The organism is Actinoplanes sp. NPDC019969, assembly GCF_055562375.1.
This window is the reverse complement of record NZ_JBVHFK010000003.1, coordinates 445,073-459,939: the sequence shown is the minus strand read 5'-3', so window position 1 is coordinate 459,939 and position 14,867 is coordinate 445,073. Positions and strand designations below refer to the sequence as shown.

Genomic DNA, 14,867 nt, shown 5'->3' with positions numbered 1-14,867 from the left:
CGCCCCTCAGGGCATCCACAGCCACCGATGAACAGAATTCGGGCATGACTCGATGGACCTGGGCATGTGGGGTGTTCGTCGTCGGCGAGGTGGTTCTTCGCCTGTACTGGATCGCCGGTGGCAGATGGGGCTACACCGCCTGCGACAGGGCCGACCCCACCGATCCGATCAGTGGGTGCGGCGGTGCGCAGGTCGCCGATCTGCCGTTCTGGACCGGGTGGGGCGCCCTCCTCGCCGCCGTGATCCTGGGCCTCGTCATCGCCCGCGGCACCCCGATCGCCGCCTGGATATCCGCCGCGTTCCTGCTGGTCGCCGCGTTCCCACTGCACCTGCTGTTCGAGATCCCGGCAGCCCTCACCGGCCGCCCGACGGACTGGCGGGACATCGGCGCCCGGCTGGCGCTGACGGCGGGTGGGATCGCCTTCGCCGGTCTCGCGAACGCCCGCACCCCACAGCGCGGCCCGGCGGCGCACGCCTATCAGCCGGTGCCGGGGTGGGCGCGGCGGTGGGCGTACGCCGCGGTCGCTCTCTCGGTTTTCGGCTGGGCGGTGCCGCACGCCCTGTGGGTGCTCGGTGTCCCGTTCGGCGTGTCCGCGGAATTCCTGGCCGAGGCGGGCGACGACCTGGCGACTCTCGGCGGGGTGGCGATCACCGTGGTGCCGCCGCTCGCCGGCTTGCTGGTGCTGGGTCTGGTGCAGCGCTGGGGCCAGCAGTTCCCGCGCTGGGTTCCGCTGCTCGGCGGCCGCCCGGTTCCGCGGATGCTGGCGGTCGTTCCGGCGGGGACGGTGGCGCTCACCCTGTTCGCCTACGGTGTGCTGAGTTTCGGCGTTTTCCTCAAGGAGGAGGGCTGGGCTGATGCCGGGGACGACTGGGCGACGATCGCCACCCTGCCGGTCTTCGCCGCCTGGGGCCTGGCCGTGGGTGTGACGACCGCCGGGTACGTCATGGCGACACGTCGATGAGGCGCGACCGGCTGGACGATCTGGTGGCGTACGCGCGGGCCCGCTCCCCGTTCTACCGCGACCGCCCGCCACTGTCGGTGATCACCAAGGCGGAGCTGATGGACCGGTTCGACGACTGGGTCACCGATCGTGCGGTGACCTGGGCGGGCGTGTCCGAGTTCATCGCCGACCAGGACCGGGCCGGCACGCTCTACCAGGGGAAGTACCAGATCGTCACGACGTCGGGCACCAGTGGTCTGCGGGGTGTCTTCGTCCAGGACAAGCGCATGAACCGGGTGCTCTCGAGGATCACCGTCACGCGGGCGAGCGGCTCGTGGCTCACCGCCGGTGACTATCTGCGGATGCTGCGGCGCGGCAACCGGGTGGCCGCGATCTGGGCGACCGGCGGCCACTTCGCCGGCTATGCGACCGCCCGCCGGCTGATCCTGGCCCGCCCGATCCGGCAGCGCAGCATCCGGCTGCTCTCCGTGCACGAGCCCCTGGACGATCTCGTCGACCAGCTCAACGCCTTCGATCCCACGATCCTCAACGGGTACGCCAGTGTCATCGCGTTGCTGGCCAGGGAGCAGCAGGCCGGCCGCCTGCGCATCCGCCCGCTGCTGGTGATCACGTCGGCCGAGGGCCTGCCGCCGGGCGAACGCGCCCGGATCCGGAGGGTGTTCCGGACCACGGTGCGTGACCAGTACGCCTGCTCGGAGTTCATGGGCCTGGCGCACGGCTGCGACCAGGACTGGCTGCACGTCAACGACGACTGGGCGATCCTGGAGCCGGTCGACGAGAACCTGGCGCCGGTCCCGCCGGGACACCCGTCACACAGCGTGCTGCTGACGAACCTCGCCAACCGGGTGCAGCCGATCATCCGCTACGACCTGGGCGACAGCATCACGGTACGTCCGGACCCGTGCCCGTGCGGCAGCAGGCGTCCCGCGATCCGCGCGGGTGGCCGTACCTCCGAGGTGTTGTCCCTCCCCGGCCCGGAGGGACGCGCCGTGAGCCTGCCGCCGCTCGCGCTCGGCACCCTGGTCGACCGCACGCCCGGCGTCCGGATGTTCCAGATCGTGCAGACCGATGCCGATCGTCTCGCGGTCCGCCTGGTCGCCGGCGACGACGCCTGGCCGCGGGTGCACCGGGAGCTACGCGGCCTGCTCGACGGGCACGGGCTGACCGGTGTCCGTGTCGACCTCGACCCGCTGCCGCCGCAGCGTACGCCCGGCGGCAAGCTGCGCACTGTCTACAGCGACCTGGGTAGCGGGGAGCAGCGGTAGCCGTACCGCCGCCGAAGGGATCCGGCCCTGCGCGTGCAGCACCCCCTTGACCACCGCGGGGTTGGGTTCGGCGAACAGCGCCCGGGACAGCCCGGCGAGCCGGTCGCCGAGCCGCCGTGCCGTCGCCCGGTCACCGCTGTGCCAGGCCGTGACCAGGTCCACGAAGGCTCGCGTGTCGACGTTCGCCGAGGTCAGGATGCCGCCATGGGCGCCGATCGCGAGCAGCGGGGAGATCAGCGCGTCGTCGCCGCCGAGCAGCGCGAACCCGTCCGGCAGCGCGGCGGCGACCTCGACGGCGGTGGCGTCGATGAGCCCGGTTGCGTACTTCATGCCGATCACGCCGGGGATCGCCGCCAGCCGCAGGATCGCCGCGGCGGAGAGGTCCTGGCCGGTCCGGTACGGCACGTGGTAGACGACCACCGGCATGGTCGCGGCCAGCGCCGCGACGTGGGCGATCACCCCGGCCTCGCCCGGCCGCACGAACGGCGGCACCACCGCGAGCGCGGCTGTCACCCCCGGCCGGGCCGCCAGGTCCATCCGGGTGCCGACCAGCAGTTTCGCCTGCCTCGACACGGCCACGCGGAAGATGACTCCGACGACGGCGTCCTGCTCGGCGGCGGTCAGCGACGCCGGTTCCGCGGTGGTCCCGAGTGCCACCAGGCCCGCCGCTCCGGCGTCGAGGGCGTCGTGCGCGAGCCGTTCCAGAGCGTCCAGGGCCACGTCACCGGACACCTCGAAGGGCGTGACGAGGGGTACGAAGATCCCGTGCAGAGTCATGCCGACCAGCCTCGGCCGTGACGAGCATCAGGTCCAGTTCACATTCGTACGGTGATCCGTAAGCTGAACTGATGCTCGACGTGCGCCGCCTCCGCCTGCTCTGCGACCTGGCCCGGCTCGGCACGATCGCCGCCGTCGCCGACGTGCGGGCCTACACTCCGTCCGCCGTCTCGCAGCAACTGTCCGCCCTGGAACGTGAGGCCGGCACTCCCCTGCTGGAACGCACCGGCCGCCGCGTCGCCCTCACGCCCGCCGGCCGGATCCTGGTCCGGCACGCCGCGACCGTCCTGGCCGCGCTCGAACGTGCCGAGTCCGCCCTCGCCGCCGCCTCCTCCGGATTGACCGGGGAGCTGCGGATCGGCGCCTTCCCCACCGCGATCCGCACCCTGCTCACCCCCGCGCTGGTCACCCTCAGTGAACGGCATGCCGCGCTGGAGTTGATGATGTCCGAGGTCGATCCGGCCGAGGTTCCGGCCGCCCTGCTGGACCGGCGGCTGGACGTGGGCCTGATCCAGGACTACGACGTGATCCCGCAGCAGGTCGACACCGGCCTGGACAGCGTCCCGCTGCTCGACGAGGCCGTGCACCTCGCGGTGGCCACTCCCGGCGACGGACTCGGGGACTTCGCCGAAGCCGGCTGGATCCTCGCCACCCCCGGCACGCTCTGTCACACCGCGACGATGCAGATCTGCCGGGCCGCCGGGTTCACCCCGCGGGCCCGGCACCGGATCGACGACTTCGGGACCGTACTGGCCCTGGTCTCCGCGGGCCAGGGCGTCGCCGTGGTCCCGCACCTGGCCACCGGCCGGCTGCCGGCGGGGGTCCGGCTGCTCCCGCTGCCCACCCGGCGGCGCACCCGGGTCGCCTTCCGGCACGGCGCCGCGGCGCATCCGGCCGTCGCCGCCTTCCTGTCCGCCCTCCCCCAAGCGTGTTGAGTTCAGCCGCGTATGACGCCTCAACTCAGCACACTGAGCGGTTCCCGAGCGTGTTGAGTTCGGCCGTGCGGGACGCCCCAACTCAGCACGCTGAGCGGTTCCCAAGCGTGTTGAGTTCAGCCGTGCGGGACGCCCGAACTCAACACGCTGCGGAACTGGACCGGGTGGGGCCGGTCAGATGTGGGCGGCCAGGGTGCGGCCGGCCTCGGCGGCGGCGACGTACGCTGCCTGCCGCATCGCCTCGGCGGTGTCCTTGAACGCGTCCAGCGCCGGGTTGACGCCGACCAGGGTGAACTCCCGCTCGATCAGGGTCAGGTCGGCGCCCCAGATCTCGCCGACGACGCGGCTGATGTACGCGGTGTTGTAGTCCCAGCCCTCACGCGGGGTGCCGGCGCCGTACGCCCCGCCACGGGTGGTGAGGACGACGGCGGGCTTGCCGTCGAGCAGCTTCTCGCCCTGCTCGCCACCGGCGATGGCCAGGTCGAACCAGGTCTTGACGTGCTGCGAGACGCCGTAGTTGTAGAACGGCAGCGCCAGGATCACCGCGTCGGCGGCGCGCAGCTCGGCGGCCAGCTCGCCGGCCAGGGCGACCGCGCTGTTCTGGGCGTCGCTGCGCTGGTCGGCGGGCACGTAACCGGCGGAGACGGCGGTGGCCCAGGCGTCGGCGGGCAGCGGGTTCTGGCCGAGGTGACGGCGGACGATCGAGGCGCCGGACAGCTCCTTCTCGACCAGGTCGGCGAGCTCGCTGCTCGCGGAGTTCGGGCCGAGGATGCTGGCGTCGATACGCAGGATCGTCATGAGGTTCTCCCCATCAGGAAATATCACGTTTGAGGGCGACTTGAATGTTCAAGGAGAAGCATGACACCGCAAGTATTGAACATTCAAGTGGGAGGTCGCGTATTCTTCCAGTCGTGAGCGATCCCACAGCCGTCCCCTGGCTCTCCGACGACGAGACGCGCGCCTGGATGGCCCTCACCGCGGTGCTGACCGCCCTGCCCCCGGCGATCGACGCCCAGCTCAAACGGGACGCCGGGCTCAACTTCTTCGAGTACACGATCCTGTCCTCGCTGTCGCAGGCGCCCGGTCACGCCGTACGCATGGGAAATCTCGCCCACCTCGCCGCCGGCTCCCCGTCCCGGCTGTCGCATGCCGTGTCCCGCCTGGAGAAGCACGGCTGGGTGACCCGCCGCTCCACGGACTCCGCCGAGTCCCGCTGCGTCGAGGCGGTCCTCACCGAGGCGGGCCTGGCGGTGGTGGTGGCCGCCGCGCCGGATCATGTGCGGGAGGCCCGCCGCCTGGTCTTCGACGCGCTCACCCCGGAGCAGGTGGCCCAGCTGGCGCAGATCGGCCGGTTGCTGCTGACCGCCGCCGCCCCGCACCTGACCTCCTGCCTCGGCGAGCCCTGACCCCGGCCGTCAGCCGGCGCGGAGGCGGGCGTGCAACTGGGCCGTCTCCGGGGCGGGGGTGGCGCCGAGACGGTCGTCGAGCAGGCGGGTCAGTTCCTCGTACTGGTGCAGGGCGCGGCCACGTTCGCCGAGGGCGGCGTAGCAGCGCATCAGGCCGCGGTGACCGGCCTCGATCAGCGGGTCGTGCGCGATCAGGCGGGTGAAGACGGCGGCGGCCTCGGTGAAACGGCGCTCCCGGGCGAGCAGGCCGCCGAGGGTCCGCAGCACCCGCTCGTACTCCCGGCGCAAGTCCTCGCGATGTTCCTCCGCCCACTCCCCCACCGGTGGGTCGGCCAGGAAGTCGCCGGTGTAGCGGTCGGCCGCCGCGCGCAAGGCGGGAATGTCCCGGGCGGCCGCGGCCGCGTCCCGGAACTCCGCGACGTCGTAGCGCAGCGGCAGCGCGGCCGTCACGTGGTAGGCGCCGCCGGAGTACCGCACGGTCAGCGCGCCATCGACGGCCCGGCGCAGGAACTTCAGGCAGGTGTGGAAACTGTTGCGCAGCTCGGTACGGGAGGCGTCCGGCCACAGCGCCAGCCCGATCTCCGCCTTCGTCGCGCCCGGCCGGGTCAGCAGGAGGTACAGCAGCTCCCGCGGTTTGGCGTAGGTCCAGTCCTCCGGGCCGAGCAGCCGCCCGGACAGGACGACGGCGCCGCGGCCGAACCCGCGGACGACCACCTCGGGGGCTGACGGCGCGACGTCGGTGAGCGCCTCCCGTACCGCGTCGTCCACCGGGAGCGGCTCGGCGTCCGGCCGGGCCCGCCGCTCGTGGGCGGCCCGGTCGACCGGCGGCACCGGGGTGCCGAGCGTCTCCCGCAGCCGGGCGGCCGCGGCCAGCAGACCGTCGTCGGCACCGAGGTCACCGAGGGCGGCGAGGACCGCGGCGGTACGCCACCGGTCGCCGAGTTCGTGATGGACGGCCAGGCTCCGGCGCAGCAGTGTCACGGCTTCCGCCCGGTCGCCGGCGTCCGCGGCGATCATCCCGAGGCGTTCCTCGGCCCACGCGGTCACCTCCCGCAGCCCGAGCCGCTGGGCCAGGTCCAGGCTGTCGCGCAGCAGTGACCGGGCCGTACCCGGATCGCCCCGGGCGTGGCGGGCGCAGGCCAGGTAGACCATCGACGTGGCGATCCCCTCGTCGTCGCCGAGTTCGCGGAAACGCCGCAGGGCCTCCCCGGACAGCTCCTCGGCGCGGGCCTGATCGTCCTCCAGCCAGGCGGTCAGCCCCAGCGACCGCACCGCCCGCGCCACCCCGGCCGGGTCGCCGGCCCGCCGCCAGATCTCCAGCACCTCGGCGTGATGACGCCGGGCCTCCGGATAGCGGCCCTGCTCGCGGTCGATGCTGCCGAGGATCTGCAGCGGGACGGCCCGGCCCCGCTCGTCGCCGGCGTCCGCGTACAGGTCGCGGGCCCGGGCCAGCCGGCCGGCGGCCGCGGTGTACTCGCACTGCAGGAACTCCAGCATGCCGAGCGCGGTGAGGGCCTTGGCGCGGACCTCCGGCGCGATGCCGTCATGACCCGCTGCCACGGCGCCTTCCAGCCACTGCCGGCCTTCGGCGTACTGGCCGCTGAGCCGCCAGTAGCGGCCGAGCATCCCGGCGAGCCGGACGAACAGCAGCGGATCGTGGCGCCGGGACCAGCCCAGGGCCGCGCGCAGGTTGCTCCGGTCGCTGTGCAGCCGGGCCAGCCAGCGGGGCTGCTCGCCGCCGTCGAGACCCCGTTCGGCGCGCCCGGCCAGCGCCAGCATGTACGCCGCGTGCCGGGCCGCGGTGGGGCCGCTCCCGTCACCGAGGCGTCCCGCGGCGTACTGCCGGACCACCTCGAGCAGCCGGTAGCGTTCCTCGGCGCCGTCGGTACGGGCCTGGACCAGCGACTTGTCGACCAGGCGGGCGAGCAGCCGCAGCGTGTCCAGGTCGGCGTCCCCGTCGCCGGCCACCGCGGAGGCGGCGGCCAGGGTGAACCCGCCCCGGAACACCGACAGCCGCGCGAACATCGCCCGTTCCGGCCCGGACAGCAGGTCGTGGCTCCAGTCCAGGGTGGCGCGCAGTGTGGCCTGCCGGGCCGGGACGTCCCGGTTCGTCGTCGCCAGCAGGGACACCGCGTCGTCGAGCCATTCGACGATCCGCGGCAGCGGCAGCACCCGCAGCCGGGCCGCGGCCAGCTCCAGGGCGAGCGGCAGGCCGTCGAGGCGGCGGCAGAGCCGGGCCACGTCGGCGGCGTTGGCGTCGGTGACGGCGAACCCGGCGAGGGCCTGCCGCGCCCGGTCGGTGAACAGCCGTACCGCCGGGCTGTCCGCCAGGTCGGCGGCGGACGGCGCGGGCAGGTCGGCGGGCAGCGACAGGCCGCCCACCCACCAGGTGGTCTCCCCGCCGAGCCCGAGCGGCTCCCGGGTCGTGGTGATCACCCGCAGTCCGGGGCAGGCGCGCAGCAGGTCGGCGACGAGACCGGCGCAGCCGTCCACCAGGTGCTCGCAGTTGTCCAGCACCAGCAGGCCCGCGGTCCCGCCGAGCCGCGCGGTCACCGCCTCCCGCGCGGACCGGCCGGGCGCCTCGGCCACGCCCAGCGCCTCGGCCACGGCGGTGTCCACCAGCGACGGCCGGTCGAGCGGGGCGAGCGACACCCACCACGTCTGTTCGCCGCGGGCGGCGAGACGGTCGCGGACGGCGTACGCCAACCGGGTCTTTCCGCTGCCTCCCGGGCCGACCAGGCTGATCAGGCGGGTGTGACCGATCGCCCGGAGCAGCTCGGTGATGTCGGCGTCGCGGCCGACGAGCCCGCTCAGCGATGCGGGAACTGCTGTGTGCGCCGTCGGGACGGCGAGCATGGTGGACGCTCCGGTGCCGGGGACGGGAAAGCTTCAGCGTCGAACCGCGCGCCGCGCCGGTCAAGGCGTGTGTCGACTACCTGCCCCACCCCGCACCGCACCCCGCGCCACCCCGCGTGGCACCCCGCACCCCCGGCGCAGCCTGATGTCATCGCCCCGGCGCCGTGCCGGGACATCACCGAAGGGGAAAGACAAGTGGCAGCGCCGATCTTCCTGGACACGCCGAACGGCTTCGTCCGGCACATCCGGTTGCGGAACCTGTTCAACCAGACCCACCAGACGGGGATGAGAATCACCGACGACGGGTTCTTCATGATCACCAACAGGATCGACGGTGGGACGGAGGCCCGGCTGGACAGCGGCGGCAACTGGACCAAGGCCAGTGACCGGCGGCTGAAGCGGGATATCGAGGCCGTCTCCGGGCTGCTGGACAAGGTTCTCGCGCTGGAGCCGGTCGAGTACTACTACACCAGCCAGGACGTGTCGGACCAGCCGCCCAAGTCGCTGGGCCTGATCGCCCAGGACGTCGAGCCGGTCCTGCCGCAGCTCGTCGTCGAGTCCGAGGAGAGCAAGTACCTGGACTACGTGGGCCTGGTGCCGGTCCTCGTCGGAGCCGTGAAGGAGCTGGCGGCCCAGGTCGCGGAACTACGGGGTCAGCGCTCCTGAGACCGAGCGCAACGTCTCCAGCACGGTCCGGGCCGAGGCGCGATGCAGCGTCTCGGGCCGGGCCAGCACGTCGATGTGCCGCACCGCCGGCAGGTCGTCGAGCGGTCGCAGCGCCAGCCGCCGGTCCGGCCCGGTGGTCAGGCCCGGGAGCAGGGCGAGCACCTCACCGGCTGCCACCACCGAGGCCGCGACGGTGAACTCGTTGATCCGGTGCCGGATCTCCAGCGGGCGTCCGGCGGCCGCCGCGATCGCCGTGAGCACCCCGGTCAGCGGGAAGCCCTCGTGCACGCTGATCCACGGCCAGGCGCCCACGTCGGCAGCGGTCAGCCGGTCCTGGGCGGCGAGCGGATGGTCCGCCGACATCGCCACGTTCAGCGGCTCCCGGATCAGCGGGATCACCGCGAGCCGGTCGGCGGGCCAGGCCGGGCTGTACGCCAGCCGGTGCGCCACCACCAGGTCGTAGTCACCGACCAGGGCGGGGAACTCGGCGTGCGCCACGTCCCGGTCCGCGCAGCGCACCGGCGGCCCGCCGATCTCCGCCAGCCGCCGGGTCAGCGGCCCGAACCAGGTCACCCCGGCACTGTGGAACGCGGCCACGCTCACCGGCGTGCCCGGCTCGTCCAGGTAGTCGCCGACCGCCCGGGACGCCCGGTCCAGCGCGGTCATCACCTCGACCGCGGCCGCCGCCAGGGCCCGGCCCGCCTCGGTCAGCACCAGCCGCCGCCCGCTGCGCTCGGTCAGCGGCACCCGCGCCGACCGCTGCAGCACGCCGAGCTGCTGGGACACCGCGGACGGGGTGATGTGCAGGGCCCGCGCGACGGCGGCGACGCTGCCCCGCTCGCCGAGTTCACGCAGCAGTCTCAGGTGGTGCGGATCCATTAGCGCTCACTACATCGTCGTTTCACAGGTTGCCGTCTTGTCTACCGTATCGGCGGGCCGCAGGCTTCACCCTGTGACGGGAGACCTTCTGCTGCTGACCGTGGCCGTGATCTGGGGCAGCAGCTATCTGGCGGCGAAGACCCTGGTGGTGGCCGGGGGCGTACTGGTGGTGCTGGCGCTGCGCTACCTGGTGTCGATGGCGGCGATGCTGCCCTTGATGATCAGGCGGCGGCCCGGGCGCGGCGAGCTGCGCGTGGGGTTGCTGCTCGGGTGCACACAGGCGTCGGTGCTGGTGCTGGAGACGTACGGGGTGTCGCTGACCAGCGCCACCAACGCCGGCGTGCTGATCAGCCTGACGATCCTGCTCACCCCGCTGATGCAGGGCGGGCTGCCGCCACGGTTCTTCCTGGCCGCCGCAGCCGCCACCGGTGGGGTGGTGCTCCTGGTCGCCGGACCCGGCCTGCGTACGCCGTCGGCCGGTGACGCGCTGATGCTGGCGGCCGCCGTGATCCGGGCCGTGCACGTGAACCTGTCCGCCCGGCTCAGCCGGCCCGCGTACGACACGATCACCCTCACCACCTTGCAGACCGTGGTCGGGGCGCTGGTGTTCACCGTCGCGGCCGGGCCGGCGCTGCTGCCGGCCGCCACCGCGTTCGGGACCGGCGAGTGGCTGGGGGTGCTCTATCTGGCGCTGGGCTGCAGTGTCTTCGCGTTCGTGGTGCAGTTGTGGGCCGTACGCCGCACCTCTGCCGCCCGGGCCAGCCTGCTCCTCGGCACCGAGCCGGTGTGGGCCGTCCTGATCGGGGTCGGTCTCGGCGGCGAGCACCTGACCGTCCCGGCCGGCATCGGCATCCTGCTGGTCCTGGCCGGCACCTGGTGGGGCCAGCGGATCGAACGCGCCCACCGGTCACGGGCAGAAGTCGACATACCGGTCCGGGCGCCCGGTGCGGTCGAACCGGACCGGCTCGGCGACACCCTCGATGCGCACCTCGCGAGGGCCGGTGAACTCCACGCGGGTATCCGGCCGATCGCCGCAGACCGTCTCCACCAGCACCCATCGGGACTGCCGGCTGAGCAGGCCGGCCCGGGTCCGCACCCGTAACTCGCTCCGAACCGTATGTATCCAGTCCTCGGTGGTGACTCGGACGACGTCGTGCCCACCGTCCACCGACACCGCGACGACCTCACTGGCCAGCACCCTCGGCGCGAAACCGGAGTAGAGGAAGCCCGCCACGCCACTGATCCCGGCCACCACCAGGACCAGGACGGTCAGGATCACCCGGGCGGCGATCGCCCGGAGGCCGATCCAGACGGCGGCGATCAGCGCGATGCCGGCGAGGATCGGCGCCACGATCGGGAAGACCTTGCCCTCGGTGAAGGCGAGCACGAGATAGCCGGTCTGCGGGATCGAGCCGAACCAGAACAGCGCCAGCAGGAACACCGCGGGCACCAGGAGAATCAGCGCGGTCCGGGTCCTGGCGCGTGGCGGCATCGGCACAGGGTAGCCATCGCGATCAATCCGTGAAGGCCCTGATCACGGCCGCCATGTCGGCGCCTCCGTGGCCGTCCGCGTCGGCCCGCGCGTACAGGTCCCGGCACGCCTCCAGCAGCGGCGCCGGGAAACCTGCCTGCCGGGCGGCGTCCACGATCAGCTCGTTGTTGTAGAGCACGTCACGGAGCGCGGCCTGCACGGTGAAATCCTCGTCGGCCAACTTGCGGCCCTTGACCCGGGAGACCGCGCTGGCCATCGGCCCGGCGTCCAGGGCGGCGAGCAGGGTCCGCTGGTCGAGCCCGTGCCGCCCGGCGAAGTGGAACGCCTCGGCCAGCCCGGTCACCATGCTGATCAGGAACGTGTTGACGGCCAGTTTCATCAGCAGCGCGCCCGGCACGTCCCCGCACCGCACGATCTCCCGGCACATCGGCCGCAGCACGTCCTCGACCCCGGCATCGCCTCCGGCGATCATCACCACCAGGTCCCCGGCCTCCGCCGGTCCGCGCGATCCCGAGACCGGAGCTTCGGCGTACGCACCACCGGCGGCCCGCACGTCAGCGCCGAGACCGGCCGAGTACGCGGGCGCCGTCGTCCCCATGTGGACGACGGTCCGGCCACCGACCAGGCCGGCGAACCGGCCGGTCCCCCGCCCCAGCACCTCGTCGATCACCCGGTCGTTCGCCAGCATCAGGATCACCGTCTCCGCCTCGGCGAACACGTCCGCCGGGCCGGCCGCCACCCGCGCGCCGGCGGCCCGTAACGGCTCGGCACGCTCCGGCGTGCGGTTCCAGACGATCAGTTCGGTCCCGGCTCGCGCCAGGTTGAGAGCCATCGGCTGCCCCATCACACCGAGCCCGACGAATCCGACTGTCATTCCTGCGACGTTACGGCGGCTGGGGCCCGGCTTTCAGGAGCCAATTCGGGGCCGCTGGCCTCGTCCTCGAGCGAAGCAGCCGTTGATCTTCCCGGCCTCGCGGGACCAGGATGCTGCTGCGGCCCGGCGGTGTTCGTGACGAGTTCCTGGAACGCCGGAAGAACCCGCCCGCTCCGGAAACGCACGTGGTCGACCCGCGCGTCGCCGGTAAACCGTGGACCGAGGAATTCCGTACCGCCGAAGTTTACGGCGGGACAAACCCTCGGCGGACGACTCCGGAGCCGCCGAACAATAGCCTTTCATCAATAGCCCGATAAACGGAAGGAGAACCATGTCATCGACGCGTAAGTTGGTCACCACCTGCATCGCCGCCCTCCTGGCCGTCTTCGCCCTGGCCTTCGTCGCGCCCAGCCCGGCCCAGGCCGCCACCTGCAAGCACCCCACCTTCAAGTTCTTCCCGGGCTCGCCGACCAGTAAATTGCGATACGCCGAGGTCAATTTCTCCTTCGACGTGTGCAGCAATACCGCACCGATGTCCTGGGGCGCCTCGGTCTCGAAGAACCGCACCAATTCGACCGGCAAGAATCTGGGATTCTTCCTGGACGGGACCACGATACGAACCACGAGCAGCAACGGTTCGTATCGTTACATGCAGGGCGTGATCAGCGCGAGTTCCTGCCTGGCCCGGGTCGGCTGGCCCTGCTACCGCTCGTACACGTTCCACGTGACCTTCCAACTGAGCCGCACCGGGGTGAAGGCCTACAACATCCGGGTGCCGGGCGGAATGGCGCTGTTCCGCACCCCGTAGCCCCGGTTGGCATTCATCGATAACATGCGCCCATGACGGACACGTTGACCAGGCCCGCGCCCCCGCCGCGACTCACCCGATGGCTGTTCGTGTACGCCGGGTGGTTCACGGTTGTCGCGGCGGCGGCGCTGGGGCGGGCCGCCTACCTGCACGGTGAGCCGTACATCCCGTCGTTCCGCGACGAGTCCCCGGGCTCGGTCGAGATCTGGCCCGGCGCGCTGGGATGGGTCGGGCTGGCGGTTTTGTACACGGCGATCTTCGGGCGCCTGATCGCGGTATGCCTGCTCGTCGCCGGCATCGCGCGGCTGACAAGTCCGGTGGTGCGCGCGGACCGGCGGGCCTGGCGGTGGCTGCTGGCCGGGACGCTGCTGGTCGGCGTGACGGTGCTGCTGGGCTTCTCGGGCCCAGGCGAATCCGTCGTGAACTGGATCATCGACTGAACACCCCCGGCCGGCTCTCATGGCTGCCTCGGGTCGCGGGAGACAGCCAGGAGCACCAGCCGGGGGGTGGGCCGTCAGGCGGTGGTGACCGGGTACGGGGTGCGGGAGGCGGCCTGGCGCCGGCGGAAGTAGCGGACCGCCAGGACGATCAGGATGACGGTCATGATCGGGGCGCCGGGGAACTTCACGAAACGGGTCAGGCCGCTGCCGTCGGGCAGCACGATGAACGCCGACACGATGGCGACCACCATCATGGCCTGGTTGCGCACGGTGGTGGCGGCGAGGAACGTCAGCGGCCACAGCGCGTACCACGGGTGGAAGACCGGCGACAGCACCACGAACGCGGTCAGCGCGAGAGCCGCGCCCTTCAGGGCGGCCCGAGGGCGATACTGCTGCGGGGTACGGAGGGCGCGCACCCACAGCCACACCAGCGTGACGGCGAGCAGCACCAGCGCCACGTTGCGGACGAACGGAACGGCGTTGAAGTCGGCGCTGAACGGCCGGCCCAGGTAGGTGATCGTCATGCCGACGGCGGTCGGCGGCGACGAGAACTGGATCAGCGAGACGCTGCCCTGCATGGCCGGCACCCAGCCGAAACCGAGGCCGCTGGTGACCGTCACGACGCCGAACGAGGCGAGCGCGCCGCCGCCGACCAGCGCCGTGGAGGCGACGAACGAGCGGGCGGCGACCAGCACGGCGAACGGGATCAGCACGACGGTGGTCGCCTTCACCGAGAACGCCAGGCCGAGCAGCGCGCCCCCGGCGAGCAGGGCGACCGGGTGCGACGGGGCTCGTACGATCACGAAGAAGCCGAGCACCGCGAACCCGAGCATGACCGCATCGTTGTGCGGCGCGCCCAGCAGATGCGCCCCGATCAGGGGCCCCGCCAGCGCGACCCAGACGGCACGCTGCGGGTCGACGCCGCAGCGGCGGGCCAGCGCCGGCAGACCGGCCGCGATCGCGGCCATGCCGGCCAGGGTGACCAGGCGGAACAGCACGAGCGCGGTGGTCAGGTTGCTGCCCAGCCACACCGCGAACGCGGCGACCAGGATGAACATCGGCCCGTACGGCGTGACGCTCTCCCGCCAGATCGGCGACACGGTCTCCAGGTAGGTGCAGGGCAGGGCGTCGACACCGAACTTGTACGGGTCGATGCCGTTGAGGAACATCTCACCCTGGCACCAGTACGAGTAGAAGTCGCGGCTGCCGACCGGCGGGGTCAGCAGGAACGGCAGCGACCAGAGCAGCGCCGTGATCAGGCCCCAGCGGACCGAGGGCACCCGGTCCCGGGCGGACCACCACGCATAGGCCTGGATCGCCGTGCCGAACAGCCACAGACCGAGGATGGCCGGACCGTAAGGACCCTGCGCGATGCTGACCGGGGTGGACCTGAGGTCGGCGTCGGGATGCGCGCCGCCGAGCCAGCCGGCCACGGCGAGCATGACCGAGCCGGACAGGCCGAACCATCGGATGAACGTCAATGACACGGGCAACAATATTTGGTCCA

Annotated in this window: 12 protein-coding genes and 1 pseudogene; 7 read left to right on the top strand and 6 right to left on the bottom strand. The window is 72.3% G+C overall.

Annotation, left to right across the window (positions count from 1 at the left end; translation table 11 throughout):
• Positions 1–44: 44 nt before the first annotated feature.
• Positions 45–962 (top strand): hypothetical protein, encoded by a 918-nt coding sequence (locus ACZ3II_RS12240; RefSeq protein ID WP_465517666.1) that lies wholly within the window; start codon positions 45–47, stop codon positions 960–962.
• 1,133 nt (positions 963–2,095) lie between these two features.
• On the opposite strand, the gene ACZ3II_RS12235 is transcribed toward ACZ3II_RS12240, so the two are convergent.
• Positions 2,096–3,004, bottom strand: a complete 909-nt coding sequence (locus ACZ3II_RS12235) for a dihydrodipicolinate synthase family protein (protein ID WP_465517665.1) — start codon at positions 3,002–3,004, stop codon at positions 2,096–2,098.
• A 71-nt stretch (positions 3,005–3,075) separates the two neighbouring features.
• Between ACZ3II_RS12235 and ACZ3II_RS12230 the strand changes: the two genes are divergently transcribed.
• On the top strand, positions 3,076–3,939 hold the full coding sequence (locus tag ACZ3II_RS12230; protein ID WP_465517664.1) for a LysR family transcriptional regulator: 864 nt from the start codon (positions 3,076–3,078) through the stop codon (positions 3,937–3,939).
• A gap of 174 nt (positions 3,940–4,113) precedes the next feature.
• Here the strand turns inward: ACZ3II_RS12230 and ACZ3II_RS12225 are convergent, their stop codons facing one another.
• Positions 4,114–4,737, bottom strand: a complete 624-nt coding sequence (locus tag ACZ3II_RS12225) for an FMN-dependent NADH-azoreductase (RefSeq protein ID WP_465517663.1) — start codon at positions 4,735–4,737, stop codon at positions 4,114–4,116.
• 113 nt (positions 4,738–4,850) lie between these two features.
• On the opposite strand from ACZ3II_RS12225, the gene ACZ3II_RS12220 reads away from it, so the two are divergent.
• Complete coding sequence (locus tag ACZ3II_RS12220; RefSeq protein ID WP_465517662.1) at positions 4,851–5,345, top strand: MarR family winged helix-turn-helix transcriptional regulator; 495 nt, start codon at positions 4,851–4,853, stop codon at positions 5,343–5,345.
• A 9-nt stretch (positions 5,346–5,354) separates the two neighbouring features.
• On the opposite strand, the gene ACZ3II_RS12215 is transcribed toward ACZ3II_RS12220, so the two are convergent.
• The gene (locus ACZ3II_RS12215; protein WP_465517661.1) at positions 5,355–8,201 is read right to left on the bottom strand and encodes a BTAD domain-containing putative transcriptional regulator; all 2,847 of its coding nucleotides are present in this window, start codon (positions 8,199–8,201) and stop codon (positions 5,355–5,357) included.
• A gap of 195 nt (positions 8,202–8,396) precedes the next feature.
• Here ACZ3II_RS12215 and ACZ3II_RS12210 point away from each other — a divergent pair, with 195 nt between their 5' ends.
• Entirely contained in the window at positions 8,397–8,867 is a 471-nt protein-coding gene (locus ACZ3II_RS12210) for a tail fiber domain-containing protein (protein WP_465517660.1), read from the top strand.
• Here the strand turns inward: ACZ3II_RS12210 and ACZ3II_RS12205 are convergent.
• Positions 8,847–9,746, bottom strand: a complete 900-nt coding sequence (locus tag ACZ3II_RS12205) for a LysR family transcriptional regulator (protein ID WP_465517659.1) — start codon at positions 9,744–9,746, stop codon at positions 8,847–8,849. The two genes, ACZ3II_RS12210 and ACZ3II_RS12205, sit on opposite strands and share 21 nt — an antisense overlap.
• Positions 9,747–9,819: 73 nt before the next feature.
• Between ACZ3II_RS12205 and ACZ3II_RS12200 the strand changes: the two genes are divergently transcribed.
• Entirely contained in the window at positions 9,820–10,848 is a 1,029-nt protein-coding gene (locus ACZ3II_RS12200; protein ID WP_465517658.1) for a DMT family transporter, read from the top strand.
• A 412-nt stretch (positions 10,849–11,260) separates the two neighbouring features.
• Here the strand turns inward: ACZ3II_RS12200 and ACZ3II_RS12195 are convergent.
• Positions 11,261–12,118 (bottom strand): annotated as a pseudogene (locus ACZ3II_RS12195) (NAD(P)-dependent oxidoreductase); the annotation flags it as partial.
• A 325-nt stretch (positions 12,119–12,443) separates the two neighbouring features.
• Between ACZ3II_RS12195 and ACZ3II_RS12190 the strand changes: the two are divergent.
• Positions 12,444–12,920, top strand: a complete 477-nt coding sequence (locus ACZ3II_RS12190; RefSeq protein ID WP_465517657.1) for a hypothetical protein — start codon at positions 12,444–12,446, stop codon at positions 12,918–12,920.
• Positions 12,921–12,952: 32 nt separating this feature from the next.
• Positions 12,953–13,360 (top strand): hypothetical protein, encoded by a 408-nt coding sequence (locus ACZ3II_RS12185; protein ID WP_465517656.1) that lies wholly within the window; start codon positions 12,953–12,955, stop codon positions 13,358–13,360.
• Positions 13,361–13,434: 74 nt separating this feature from the next.
• Here the strand turns inward: ACZ3II_RS12185 and mptB are convergent, their stop codons facing one another.
• A complete protein-coding gene (gene mptB, locus ACZ3II_RS12180) occupies positions 13,435–14,847 on the bottom strand; it encodes a polyprenol phosphomannose-dependent alpha 1,6 mannosyltransferase MptB (protein WP_465517655.1) in 1,413 nt (470 codons plus the stop codon).
• Between the last annotated feature and the right edge of the window lie 20 nt (positions 14,848–14,867).

Bases quoted from the DNA above. Each gene is read 5' to 3' on its own strand.
- ACZ3II_RS12235 (WP_465517665.1), bottom strand. From the start codon at position 3,004: ATGACTCTGCACGGGATCTTCGTACCCCTCGTCACGCCCTTCGAGGTG.
- ACZ3II_RS12230 (WP_465517664.1), top strand. From the start codon at position 3,076: ATGCTCGACGTGCGCCGCCTCCGCCTGCTCTGCGACCTGGCCCGGCTC.
- ACZ3II_RS12215 (WP_465517661.1), bottom strand. From the start codon at position 8,201: ATGCTCGCCGTCCCGACGGCGCACACAGCAGTTCCCGCATCGCTGAGC.
- ACZ3II_RS12205 (WP_465517659.1), bottom strand. From the start codon at position 9,746: ATGGATCCGCACCACCTGAGACTGCTGCGTGAACTCGGCGAGCGGGGC.
- ACZ3II_RS12240 (WP_465517666.1), top strand. From the start codon at position 45: ATGACTCGATGGACCTGGGCATGTGGGGTGTTCGTCGTCGGCGAGGTG.
- ACZ3II_RS12185 (WP_465517656.1), top strand. From the start codon at position 12,953: ATGACGGACACGTTGACCAGGCCCGCGCCCCCGCCGCGACTCACCCGA.
- ACZ3II_RS12190 (WP_465517657.1), top strand. From the start codon at position 12,444: ATGTCATCGACGCGTAAGTTGGTCACCACCTGCATCGCCGCCCTCCTG.
- ACZ3II_RS12225 (WP_465517663.1), bottom strand. From the start codon at position 4,737: ATGACGATCCTGCGTATCGACGCCAGCATCCTCGGCCCGAACTCCGCG.